Raw genomic sequence first — 13,617 nt, forward strand, 5'->3', positions numbered from 1 at the left:
GATTATTTTAATTCTATAATTGATAATGTGTTGTGATGTAGCTATGTATGCGGTTTGCTTAAATATAAACTAAAACTTAATTATGAAATACCTGATTATAGCCTTTACCATTTTATTGAGTACTTCCATTGTAAGCCAAACAAAGTACAAAACAGAAACTAATAAGCATTATTATTCCGATGCTGAAAACCAGCAGGATGCTTATAAAAAGGAACGCTGTGTTTTAGATATTTATTATCCTGAAAATGTTGATGGTTATGCAACAATAGTTTGGTTTCATGGCGGTGGATTAACCGGTGGTCAGAAAGAGATTCCCGAGGCATTAAAAAACAAAGGGGTAGCTGTTGTGGGAGTGAACTACCGATTATATCCTAAGGTTAAAGCTCCTGAATACATTAACGATGCTGCTGCTGCAGTAGCCTGGGTGATGAAAAATATAGCAAATTATGGAGGTGATTCTACGCTGGTTTTTGTATCAGGGCATTCAGCCGGTGGATATTTAACAAGTATGGTTGGTTTGGATAAATCCTATTTGGCTAAACATGATGTAGATGCCAATAATATTGCCGGTCTTATACCATTTAGTGGGCATACTATCACGCACTTTACGGTACGAAAAGAAAGAGGCATACCTGGTGAACAACCTATAATTGATAGTTTGGCTCCGTTGTATCATGTTAGAGCTGATGCACCTCCAATGTTATTAATTACTGGCGATAGAGAATTAGAGATGTTGGGACGCTACGAAGAAAACGCATATATGTTCCGTATGATGAAAGTGGCTGGGCATAAAGATATCCGCTTGTTTGAATTAGATGGATATAACCATGGAATGACAGAACCGGCTTTTCCTTTATTAATAAATGAGGTAAACAGAATTGTTAGATTACACAAATAAAATAATTACCTTCTGAATTATAGGTGTTTATTGTTGGTTTATTGAAGTGTGTAATTAGTGTTATATGGGAAAAGAAATAACAGCTTTAAAAGAAGTATTAAAGAGAAATAAAGCAAGCTTTACTAATGTGGTTCCTACAGAATTAACAGATGAAAATGTATTGAAACTTGATTTATCATTTGATAATAAGGAGTTGATCCAGCTTAAATCATTATCAATGCAGGAGTTAAATCAATATATTCAGCAACAGCTTTCTCTTTCAAATAAAAAGGTGGCTATTGGTGGCTATGCCGAAAATAGGGTGGTTTATCAAATGAGTGAGCACTTTGGAAGTGGAGAAGAGGCACGTTCGGTTCATTTGGGTATTGATATTTGGTGTGATGCCGAAACTCCGGTTTTTTCACCTTTAGATGGTATCATTCATAGTTTTAATAATAATGATAATTTTGGTGATTACGGTCCAACCATTATCCTTGAACACCAATTAGAAAACAATTCATTTTATACATTGTACGGCCATTTATCGACTTCATCTTTAAATGGTATAGATATTCACCAAAAAGTAAAGAAAGGTCAAAAAATTGCTTCTATAGGCAATGATAATGAAAATGGTAACTGGCCACCTCACTTGCATTTTCAGGTGATGAGCGATTTGATGGGTAAAAGAGGTGATTTTCCGGGAGTATGTGCTATAAAAGAAATGGATCAATGGTTGAATATATGCCTTGATCCGGGTTTGATTTTAAGGATGTAATGATTGTTTCTCTTTAAATAGTTCTTGTAACATACTATAATTTAATAAAATATAAAAAAAGGAAGGAGCCCATTGAGCTCCTTCCTTTTTTTTTAATATATTGAATTTTATTCAGTTATTGAGATTACATTACCAAACAAATCAGCATTTTCCTGTACTTTGTTTTCATTTCCATAAACAAAAATGGCATCCTGATCCAGTATATCTTCCACCATTTTTTTCATTTCCTTAATATCTTCTTTGGTAGTTGATAAAACAGCTGTTCTTTCAGCTTTTAATTCTTCGGGTGTATTCTTCTCAAAGTAATTTCTAATGGCTTCGTTTCCTTTTTGCGAAGGAGTCATTGGTTCATCCATATTAGCTATAGTACCAATAATAAATCGAGTCATGGCCGTTGAATCTGCATCGAACGTTTCAATGAAACCTGGAGTTTTATCGTAATTCTCAATGGTTTCTTTAAGGTTAGGATCGCGATATGATGCAAAATAAACATTTCCACTATTTGAGAAACCACAGAATCCGCCATAAGCACCGCCAATAACACGAACCTGGTTCTGCAACCAATCTCTGGAAAGTATTTGATTTAAAACTTTTAATTTTCCATCGTACTCGTATCCTAATTTTTTGAAATTGTATCCTTTAACTACATACTGCACTTTAGAGGCCGTTTTTAATCCTTCATTCTTCTTATCAAAATCAAACGCCCACTGGTTTAAAGGAGTTTCATTAGATGGTAATTCAGATGACAAAAGGGCTAATCCTTCAGAGTATGAACTAAAATCTTTATCATCACAGGTAATTGCTGCAATTAAATTATCTTTTGAGAAGATGAAAGAAGCTGTTTTCTCAAGGTTAGCAATAATTTCATCACTCTTGTCATCAAAATTATCAGATAAGTCGGTGATGAAGTCGTAGTATTCAATACCACCTGTTAACTCGCTAAACATTCCACTGTTTGAATAATATGAACGAAGACGTGTAAGAGCGTAATTAATACCATTGTTTTTAATTCTGGAATCAACGCGCGATTGATGACGAGTAATCAGTTCTTTCAATCTTTCTTTGTCATCAAATTTACTATGCTGAAGCACTTCATTGGTTAAAGCGTATAGCTTACCGGCTTTTTCAGCAGTAGACTTTCCATATACAGCAAACTTTGGCAATAGCTGATCATCGTTATGGCTTTCTAGATACGATGTTGTATACGTATTAAAACCACCCGTATGTATGTTCATTTCTGTATCTAAATCACCATAGCTATAGTTTTCAGTATTTAATTTACCCAATAGGTTAGTAAGTAATTCAGAATAAGGAATTAACTCTTGTGGTAGTGTGCGTAAATCAAAATATAAGTAACTGTATAGTATGTTGTTAGTAAATGTATTGTGATGTATTACATTAATATCAGAAACTTTTTTCTCATCCACCTCATACCATTGAATATCAGGACTAATATCAGAAAGTTCTAGCATTGGAATGGTAGCCAGTGCTTCCGGTGAATCTTCTCTTTTCTGATACTCAATTAATTCTTTTGTTTCAGCTACTAGTTGTTCTTTTTCTTCCTCACTTAATTGTTTTTTGTATTCTTCCAGTTCCTTTTTAGTGGCTTCATCCAGTTTAGCTTGCAAACCTTCCTCAGGTTTAAGTACCAATAGTGCTGAATGATTATTATTCATTATATGAGTACTGATAGCATCTTCCAACAAATTAGTGGTCAGTGCTTTTTTAACATCTGAAAGCGGTTTATTAAATTCAAGACCTAAGAATGGATCGTTGGCAAAAAACCAGGGCTGATAGCTTTGCATCAAATACATCAAGCCTTTTTGCGGGGTATTACCTTCTTTTAGGCTAAACTCAGTACGATTGATAATTCCTTCTACCATACTTTTGTCAAAACCACTATCAACAACTGCTTGTAACGTTTTAAATACAATATCTTTAAAGGTATCTTTGTCTTCCGGATTTGCATTTTGAACAGTTATCTGGAAAGAGCATTGTTTATCTTCGCCAAAATAAGCACTCACATCTTTACCTATGCCGGCCTCCTGAAGAGCTAAACGTAGGGGTGCAGATTCATTATTGACCAATGCTTCAGAGATAATATCGAAAGTCATGGCTAAAGTACGATCTGTACTCTGTCCAACTACAAATGCCAGGTTAAGAAATGTTTGATCTTCTGTTGGAGCGCCATCCGGAACAGGATAGCTTTTTTCAGCTTCCTTCATAGCATCAAATGGCTTCTGAAGTGGAATCTCGATTTTTTCTTTTGGCAAATCGTAATTAGCTAAATATTCAGCATCAATAAATTCCAATTCTTTATCCAAATCGGCATCGCCATACAACAAAATATAACTGTTACCCGGATGATAGAATTTTTTATGGAAGTTGATGAAATATTCATTGGTTAGTTTGGGTATTTCGCTAGGATAACCACCAGACGATACTCCATAGGTGTTATCAGGGAATAATAACTTACTCATTTGATAACCTAATTCGCGACGAGGGCTTGAAAAAGAACCTTTCATTTCATTATAAACAACCCCTTTATAAATCACATCACCATCTACACTTTCCATTTCATGATGCCAACCTTCCTGCTTTAAAATGCGTGGATCTTCATAAATAAGTGGATTTAATACAGCATCAAGATACACATGCATCAAATTGAAATAGTCTTTTTCATTCATACTAGCTACAGGGTAGGTAGTTATGTCTGAACCGGTCATTGCATTTAAAAAAGTATTAAGCGAACCTTTCATCAGCACATCAAACGGACTTTTAACCGGGAAATTTTTAGATCCGTTTAAAACTGAGTGCTCCATTATATGAGGAGTTCCGTAGTCGGTTTGGGGTGCTGTTTTAAAGGCGATGTTAAAGAGCTTGTTAGGATCGTCAGCTGCAATTTTTAGCAGTTGGGCTCCACTTTTATCATGCTTAAAAAGGTAACATTCAGCATTAACTTCTTCAACAAATCTCTTTTCAACCAAGGTAAAACCATGGTATTGTTCACCACTGACATATTTATCCTGTGGTCCACATGAACTTATTGTTGCCAATAAGGCAAGCAATAAGAAAAAAACATTTTTTCTCATAGATTTTAGTATTTAGATGTTCTAAAAAATGATAGGCTTGTAACTTGAGGTTAAAGCGACGATAAGATAAGAATTTTTTGCTTATCATAAGTTGTGAAGCTTTGAAATTTTTACAAGTATGTCTGATATAGCAGTAATAATTCATAAATGAGGTTTTAGTTTAATTATTTTCAGCTTTTAAAATTGATCAATATCGAGTTATTACCATACTTATTCAAAATCTTTGCAGAAATTTGGTTTCATTCAATGTATTATTGTAATTCTTAAATGAGTTAACTAAAAGAAAGCTAAGATGTTTTATATGAGAAGAATTCTATTTGCTATTTGGATTACAGTGCCCTTGAGCTTATTCGCGCAGATTTCTATCCAAACCGATTTGAGTGAACAAGGAACTGAAATTAGTCAGGAAATGATTGGTGTTTTTTTCGAAGATATTAATTATGCAGCTGATGGAGGATTGTATGCTGAGTTAATACAAAATCGATCGTTTGAATATTACTCTGTTGCAGGATATGTTGATTTGGATCCTTTGCATGCCTGGTCATTAGTCCAGGAAGGTGGCGCTACAGCCGGTATGTCGATACAAAATACTGAACCGTTAAATGAAAATAATACCCGCTATTTAAATCTTGAGATATCAGCTCAAGGAACTTCTGCAGGCATAAGTAATAGTGGCTATAGTGGTATCCCTATAGAAGCATCCGAATCGTATAACTATTCTGTTTATATTAAAAGTATAGGTGATTTTACAGAACCAGTTATAGTAAAAATCAAGAATGCAAGTGGAGGTATATTAGCTTCCGATACCATTCATAATATAAGCACCTCGTGGACAAAGTATTCAGGTGTTTTAACAAGTGCGAGCACTACTCTGGCAGGTACTTTTCAGTTAGATACCAAAGGCTTAGGTATTTTAAATATTGATATGGTCTCATTATTTCCTGAAAATACCTTTAAAAACCGGAAAAATGGTTTGCGAAAAGACATTGCAGAAGTAATAGAAGAGCTTCAGCCAAAATTTTTACGTTTTCCGGGTGGATGTATCTCGCATGGTAGAGGGATTGAAAATACCTATTTATGGAAAGAAACCATAGGAGATGTTGCAGAAAGAGCTCCTAACTGGAACTTATGGGGATATCATCAAACTTATGGTCTTGGATTCTTCGAATATTTTCAGTTTTGTGAAGATATCAATGCTATTCCATTACCAGTATTACCTGTTGGGGTTACCTGTCAATTTCGTGATAGAGAAATAGTTCCTTTGGAAGATATGGAACCCTATATTAATGATGCATTGGATTTGGTTGAGTTTGCCAATGGTGATGTTTCAACAATATGGGGCGCTAAACGTGCTGAAATGGGACATCCGGAACCTTTTAATATGGAATATGTTTGTTTGGGTAATGAAGAGGATGATATACCCGAATTCAGAGTTCGTTTTAAAATGATAGCTGATTCATTAAAAAAATATCATCCCGAAATAAAAGTGATTGGCACATCAGGTACCTCACATTCGGGATCGCACTACGATGGTCTGTGGGAATTTAGCAGAGAAGAGGACGTAGCAGCAGTGGATGAGCATTACTATGTTGAGCCTTCGTGGTTAATTAATAACAACCATCGTTACGATCAATTTCCAAGAACCGGCCCCAAAGTATTTATTGGCGAATATGCATCAAGAGATGATAGGATGGTAAATGCGATTGCTGAGGCATCTTATTTAACCGGTGTAGAACGAAATGGTGATGTAATACAATTTACATGTTATGCTCCATTGCTTTGTCGTGAAGGCAATCAACAATGGCACCCCGATTTAATTCGTTTTGATAATACCCGTGTTATGAAAACAGCTAATTACTATGTGCAGCAGTTGTATAGCTTGTATTCTGGAGAAACAACCTATGGTGTTAATTATACCTATCAAGACGGTATAAATCCAAATGAAAATATATATCAGGGGCAAATAGGTGTTGGAAGTTGGAATACAACAGCTGAATTTGATGATGTTAAAGTAACGAGTGGAGATAAGGTATGGATTGATGAAGATTTTTCTGCAGGCTCGGCTAAATGGCAGGTTTTGGGTGGTACATTTAATGTTTCAAACGGTATTTATGTACAAAGTTCATATGATACTCCAGCCTGGAGTATATATACCAGTGCTGTTGATACCTCGGTATACACTTATACGTTAAAAGTTCGTAAAACCAGTGGAGCTGAAGGCTTTTTGATTCCTTTTGGATTAGAAGATTCAAATAATTTTTATTGGTTAAACCTGGGGGGATGGAATAACTCAACTCATGCTATTGAACAAGCCGTTAATGGTGGTAAATCTACCTTGGTATCTAAAGGTGGAACAATCCAGAATAATGTTTGGTATGATGTTAAAATTGAAGTTAATGGGAGTAGTGCTGTAGTTTATTTAAACAATGAAGTGCTATTTACTATACCTGCACCTGAAGGTCCGATTACCGCATCGGTTGTTAAAAATGAAGCCAACAAAGAAGTGATTGTTAAAGTGGCTAACACCGAGCAGGAATCATATGATCTTGAACTTGATATAAGTGGGGTAAATATATTGTCTGATGCTAAAGTAATTACCTTAGAAGGCGATCCCTCACTTCGTAATTCAATTAATAATCCAGAAGTTGTTAAACCTGTTGAAAGCTCAATAACAGGTTCTAATAAGTTGTCTTATTTAATTCCGGCTCATTCATTTAGTGTGTTTATATTTAACTATGATAATGCAACGGGGCTGGATCAAATAGATAATTCAGAAAAAGAAAAAAATGAACTTTCTATTTCGCCTAATCCATCAACAAATAAAGTGATGATTTATTTAGACGATAATGATTCTGAAGGTACGCTATCGGTTTGTGATTTAAACGGGAAATTGGTTTGGCAAAAACAAATTATCAATAAGGATAAAATACAATTATCCCGCGCTAACATGAAGTCAGGAACTTATTTGGTTCAATATGCATCGGTTAGTGGAAAGAAAACAGCTAAATTAGTTTGGCAAGACTAATATTTATTCAATTTACACTGGAAAAGGCTGTCATTTATGGCAGTCTTTCCTTTTTTAATAAGGTAAATAAAATTATTGTTGAAAAATGTTGCTAGGAGATTATTCGGCAGATTAATATATTTGAAGTTTAATAAAAGTGAAGACCATACTCACATACAAAAAAAGGGGACGAATCCGAAAAGCCGTACGAGTAGGAAAATTCTTAAACCGAATCTAAAATGGAAAACAATGACACTAACGAACAAACAGACATCTCATTAGTTTTAAACAGCGATGAAATTAAATCACATTTATTAGAAGCTGCCAAATGGGGTAAGTTTCTGTCAATCATGGGTTATATTGGAATTGGATTTATTGTGCTTGCAGGTATAGTTGGTACAATTGGATTGTCAATTGCAGGCGGTGCTGCAATGGGCGCAACCGGTGTTCCAATGGGGTTTTTAGGTGTTATTTATTTAGTAATTGCTTTAATTTATTATTTTCCTGTAAGTTATTTATACAAGTTTTCAACTCAAATGAAACAGGCCATACTTACTGGTAACACATTTACTTTAACATCAGGTTTTGGTAATCTTAAATCGCTGTTTAAGTTTATGGGCGTTTTTACCATTGTAATGTTATCGCTTTATGCTTTAATAATTGTTATTGCTGTTCCTATAGCTATGATGGCGGGATTTTAATAGTACAAAAAAACAATTAGCAGGTATGGAGGATAAAATAATCATACCTGCTTTTTTGTATCTAAATTTCAGGTAATAATTGCCGCAATATTATAATAATAAGACCTTTGCTGTAATATTTAAGATGATTATTTGTATATTTTCAATTCACAATTAATACTAAAATGAGGTATTTTCTAACGTATATATTATCATCGATACTATTTCTGACTCTTTGTTCTGCTCAAAAAAAGTTCACATTTAATCAGGGCAGTATTTCAACGGATCAATTCTATGAGGTGCTTCCTTTTGAATATCTTATGGATAAAATTATTATTGAGGCGGAAGTAAACGGTGTTAGAGGAAGGTATATTGTTGATACTGGAGCTATGTGTATTGTATTTAAAGATACTGCCAATAATCACAACTACAATGTTATACGACGAATAAATATAGAAGATGCCAATGATCGAAAAAAAGAAACTGAAATAGTACAGGTGAATAAAATTCGCATTGGAGAATTGGAATATTATAACATTCCGGCATTGTATATTGAGCCTTTTGTGGGCTTACTAAAATGCTTTGATGTGGATGGAATGATAGGTAGTAATTTATTGCGGTTTGGAGCTTTTAAAATAGATGTAAAGAACGAGAAACTATATCTGGCTGATTCATATAAAGACTTTAACCTTCAGAAAAAGCAAGGAGGGAAGTTGTATGTGAATAAGGTTCAAAGTTCTCCATTTATATCGCTTAAAATGAATGGAAAAAAGCAGAACGGTGTTTTAATCGATACAGGAAGTGGAGGTATTTATTCGTTTAACGAAAATGTTGCCAAACAAATGCAGCAAAAAGGGCTTTTTAATCAACCGGCATATGAATCCAACGGTACTAACTCACAAGGAGCATGGGGATTAGATAGTACAGATATTCAAACGCAACTATGGAGAGTTAATAATTTGCAAGTAGCTAATGCTGACTTTACTAATTTGTTGCTCCGTAGTGATCATGCATCATCAAGAATTGGTATGGAATTGTTGGAAAATGGTGAATTGGTAGTAGATTATCCGAAGAAAAGGTTCTTTTTTAAACCATACAAATCTGTTACGGAAGGATTGTCGGTTGCAGGATTTGGAATCGATTTCGCATCCATTAATGATAGCATTAGAGTAAATGGTTTATGGTCGGGTACAATAGCTGAACAGCAAGGTATATCAAAGGGAGATGTATTAGTAGATATCAAAGGCTTCGATCTTAGGGATGCTGATTTGTGCCAGAAGTTCTTCCTATTAAAGGATTTGGCTTTTAATAAAAATGAACTCGACTTTATTTTCCGTCGAAAAGGTTCTGATGATGAATATTCAGTTGTCTTACAGCGGTTGAAATAAAAAATCCCCCGGATGACCGAGGGATTATATATTTAGTCAATTAATTGTTTACCAGATTGAAGCTCTTTCTTCAGGAGTAATAAATAATGGACTCTTGGCATCTAAACCAAAAGCATCGTACCATTCCTGAACATTCGGAAGCGGACCATTTACACGGTTGCTACCCAATGAGTGAACGTCAACTTTTGTTAGACGAGCAATTTCAGCATCGCGAATATTTTGAGCCCATACACGAGAATAAGCCAGGTAAAAACGCTGTTTATCAGTAAATCCATCAATTTTTTCAGTGTTTTCTTTTCCGTTTAACGAATTCAAATATGCCTGGTAAGAAATCAATAAACCTCCTAAATCAGCAATGTTTTCACCCAATGATAATTCACCATTAGCAAATACACCCGGTAAAACTTCAAACTGATTAAACTGATCAACCAATACTTTGGTGCGAGCATTAAATTTTTCCGAATCTTCAGCAGTCCACCATTCTTCCATATTACCATCTTTGGCAAATAAACGTCCCTGATCATCAAATCCATGTGTCATTTCGTGCCCAATAACAACTCCGATGGCTCCATAGTTAACAGCATCATCTCCATCTAAATAAAAGAATGGAGGCTGTAAGATAGCAGCAGGAAATACAATTTCGTTGGCTAAAGGATTGTAGTAAGCATTCACCGTTTGAGGTGTCATAAACCACTCATCCTGATCAACCGGTTTTCCAATTTTAGCTAAATCGAAATCTAACTCAAAACGATTACTGGCTAAGATATTTTCTACATATGACGTTTTTACAACTTTTAAATCTGAATAATCGCGCCATTTGTTTGGATAGCCGATTTTTACGCGGATGGCATCTAGTTTCTCTTGAGCAGCTTGCTTGGTTTCATCGCTCATCCATTCTAGCTGACTAATGCGCTGACCAAATGCAATGCGTAGGTTTTCAACCAATTTATCCATACGTTTTTTAGCTGCCGGAGGGAAGTATTCAGCAACGAATAATTGCCCTACTGCTTCACCCAAAGCTCCGTTGGTGGTGTTTACCACTTTTTTCCAACGTGGTTCCTGCTCTTTCTGACCAGACATAGCCTGACCATAAAAGGCAAAGTTGGCATTTACAAAGTCTTGAGTTAAATAGGCCGCTGTATTTCTTAATACTACCGACGTAAGGAAAGTTTTCCAAGTTGAAAGCTTTTCCTTTTTGTATAGTTTACCAACTTCAGCAAGGAATTCAGGCTGACTAACATTAATTTCAGCAGGTACACTGTAACCCATACCTTTAATAAATGAGGCAAAAGGGAATGGTTTTACCATTTCTTCCACACCATTAATATCTACTTTGTTGTAGGTTTTATGCGGGTCGCGATTTTCTAATCGTGAATTAGATGCTTTGGCCAGACTTGTTTCAAAATCGAAAACTAACTCTGCTTTTTTCGCAGCTTCAGTCTCTGCATGCCCCGATAATGTATATAAGGTAGTTAAGTAATTCTGATAAGCATCGCGCAATTTTTTAGCATCATCAGTTTTTTCAAGGTAGTAGTCTCGATCAGGCATTCCTAAACCACTTTGATATACTCCAGCAATATTCATTTTGCTGTTTTTCTGATCGGCTGTTGCGTGATAATAAAATAAAGGATTGATTCCTTGTTGTTGAAGAAAGCTGATAACCTTGACTATATCATCTTGTTTTTCAATGCTGTTAATTTTTGAAAGCAGCGGTTGAATTGGTTTTATACCAGCTTTATTAATCGCATCCATATCCATTCCACTGGCATAAAAATCACCAATTTTTTGGCTAACAGTTCCATCTTCTGCATTTTGAGCTGCAGCATTTTCAATAATTAACTTTACCTTTTCTTTGTTTTCTTCAGCTAGTAGATCGAAGCTGCCATAGCGACTTTTGTCATCTGGCAGAGGATGTTGTTTTCTCCATCCACCATTGGCATATTCAAAGAAATTGGTTCCCGGATCTACCGATAAATCCATATCTTCAGCTGAAAACACTGGTTTTGTTCCTGTATTTTGTTCTTTACCACCGGTAGCACATGAGCTTACACCAATAGAAACAACAAGCATAGAACCAAATAAAAGATTTGCGTTCATTCTTAATTGTTTATCACAGCAATGCTGCATAGTTTAAATTTTTAGTATTCTTTTTAGGAGGCATAAAATAAACTAATTTCCAAGTATCCGCCAAAACAGTTAGGTGTACGCAGTATAGATTTTTACTAGATGATGTTCTTTTCTGAATAAAAATTTACTGAAAGGGATAAACAGCCTTGTAAGTCTGAAAATCATGCTCTTTAGTTTTACATATTAAATCAGATTCGCAGGAAACAAACCTTATTTAGAACCTTTATAAAGTTTGATTGTTAGAAATGCGAGAGCATGCGATAAGAGTCTTATTTAGATTTTGTATAAATAAACTCGAAGATTATCTTTGCGCAGTTTTTATTTAGACTATATAAACTTTATAATATGTCAACATTTGAAATTCTGATGCCTAAAATGGGCGAAAGTGTTGAAGAAGCAACCATAACAAAATGGTTTGTTTCCGAAGGTGATACCATTCAGGAAGATGATGTCCTGTTGGAAATTGCTACTGATAAGGTAGATTCAGAGATTCCGTCTCCGGTAGCTGGTACTATTAAATCAATTAAGTACCAGGTTGATGATGTTGTTGCGGTTGGAGAACCTGTAGCAGTCATCCTTTTAGAAGGAGCGGAAGATACTGATGATGGATCAGATGCCGTTGAGGAAAAACAAGAAAGTACTCCGGCTGAAAGCAAATCTGCAGAATCACCTAAAAGCACTGATACTTCAGATATAAATAAATCTTCAGATCGATTCTACTCGCCATTGGTAAGAAGCATGGCTAGTGCGGAAGGTATTGGTTTGGATGAATTGGAAAAAATAACCGGTACAGGTAAAGATGGACGTGTAACCAAAAGCGATATGGCTGACTATATTGCCAATAGAGGCAAGTCGGCTCCATCGACTCAATCAGAACCATCTAAACCAGCAGCAGCACCAAGTGCTCCGGCCGCTCCAAAAGAGCAACCTAAAGTTCAGGTTTCGGTATCTGCCAACGACGAAATTGTTGAGATGGACCGTATGCGCAAGCTAATTGCCGATCATATGGTAATGTCGAAACAGGTTTCTCCGCACGTAACAAGTGTTGTTGAGGCAGATGTGACCAATGTAGTTTTGTGGCGTAACAAAGTAAAAGATCAGTTCCAGAAGAAATATGGGCAGAAAATCACATTCATGCCAATCTTCACTGAAGCTGTTGCTAAAGCTTTACGCGATTTCCCTGGAGTAAATGCTTCTGTGGATGGTGATAAAATCATCATGCGCAAGAATGTTAATATTGGTATGGCAGTGGCTCTTCCATCAGGCAATCTTATTGTTCCTGTTATCAAGCAGGCCGATCAAAAGAACTTGGTTGGTTTAACGGGTGATATTAATCGCTTAGCAGGCTTAGCTCGCGAAAATAAATTAGGAGCGGATGATATTCAAGGAGGTACATTTACCATTACTAATTTTGGATCGTTTAAAAATATTATTGGAACACCAATCATTAACCAACCACAGGTTGCTATTTTAGCCATTGGTTCAATTGAAAAGAAACCGGCGGTTATCGAAACACCAACTGGTGATGTTATTGGTATTCGTCATAAAATGTTCTTGTCGTTGTCATACGATCACAGAATTGTAGACGGAATGTTGGGAGGTAATTTCCTTCGCCGCATTGCCGATTATATTGAGGCATTTGATATTAACGCAGAAATTTAAACACTGAATAAA

At 35.5% G+C, this 13,617-nt stretch carries 8 protein-coding genes; 6 read left to right on the top strand and 2 right to left on the bottom strand.

The genetic code is table 11. The annotated features are described in order from the left end of the window. The first annotated feature begins 82 nt into the window (after positions 1-82). Both KEM10_RS04345 and KEM10_RS04350 read left to right on the top strand, forming a co-directional pair. Positions 83-898 (top strand): alpha/beta hydrolase, encoded by an 816-nt coding sequence (locus tag KEM10_RS04345; protein ID WP_212213978.1) that lies wholly within the window; start codon positions 83-85, stop codon positions 896-898. A gap of 64 nt (positions 899-962) precedes the next feature. Then, entirely contained in the window at positions 963-1,652 is a 690-nt protein-coding gene (locus tag KEM10_RS04350) for a peptidoglycan DD-metalloendopeptidase family protein (RefSeq protein ID WP_212213981.1), read from the top strand. A 107-nt stretch (positions 1,653-1,759) separates the two neighbouring features. On the opposite strand, the gene KEM10_RS04355 is transcribed toward KEM10_RS04350, so the two are convergent. After that, positions 1,760-4,744 carry an insulinase family protein gene (locus tag KEM10_RS04355; RefSeq protein WP_212213984.1) on the bottom strand — a complete coding sequence of 995 codons (2,985 nt, stop codon included), beginning with the start codon at positions 4,742-4,744 and terminating at the stop codon, positions 1,760-1,762. Positions 4,745-5,045: 301 nt separating this feature from the next. Here KEM10_RS04355 and KEM10_RS04360 point away from each other — a divergent pair, with 301 nt between their 5' ends. The 3 genes from KEM10_RS04360 (at position 5,046) to KEM10_RS04370 (ending at position 9,816) form a co-directional block, all read left to right on the top strand. Continuing rightward, a complete protein-coding gene (locus KEM10_RS04360; RefSeq protein ID WP_212213987.1) occupies positions 5,046-7,769 on the top strand; it encodes an alpha-L-arabinofuranosidase C-terminal domain-containing protein in 2,724 nt (907 codons plus the stop codon). Between the two features lie 218 nt (positions 7,770-7,987). Beyond that, positions 7,988-8,449: a DUF5362 family protein gene (locus tag KEM10_RS04365; protein WP_212213990.1), complete on the top strand. Its 462-nt coding sequence runs from the start codon at positions 7,988-7,990 to the stop codon at positions 8,447-8,449. 164 nt (positions 8,450-8,613) lie between these two features. Further along, positions 8,614-9,816, top strand: coding sequence for an aspartyl protease family protein (locus tag KEM10_RS04370; protein ID WP_212213992.1), 1,203 nt, complete (start codon positions 8,614-8,616; stop codon positions 9,814-9,816). A 48-nt stretch (positions 9,817-9,864) separates the two neighbouring features. Here the strand turns inward: KEM10_RS04370 and KEM10_RS04375 are convergent, their stop codons facing one another. Next, entirely contained in the window at positions 9,865-11,913 is a 2,049-nt protein-coding gene (locus KEM10_RS04375) for a M13 family metallopeptidase (RefSeq protein ID WP_244825550.1), read from the bottom strand. Positions 11,914-12,288: 375 nt separating this feature from the next. Between KEM10_RS04375 and KEM10_RS04380 the strand changes: the two genes are divergently transcribed. Beyond that, positions 12,289-13,605 (top strand): dihydrolipoamide acetyltransferase family protein, encoded by a 1,317-nt coding sequence (locus KEM10_RS04380; protein WP_212213995.1) that lies wholly within the window; start codon positions 12,289-12,291, stop codon positions 13,603-13,605. Positions 13,606-13,617: the final 12 nt, after the last annotated feature.

The organism is Carboxylicivirga linearis (assembly GCF_018271995.1).
Taxonomy (GTDB): domain Bacteria; phylum Bacteroidota; class Bacteroidia; order Bacteroidales; family Marinilabiliaceae; genus Carboxylicivirga; species Carboxylicivirga linearis.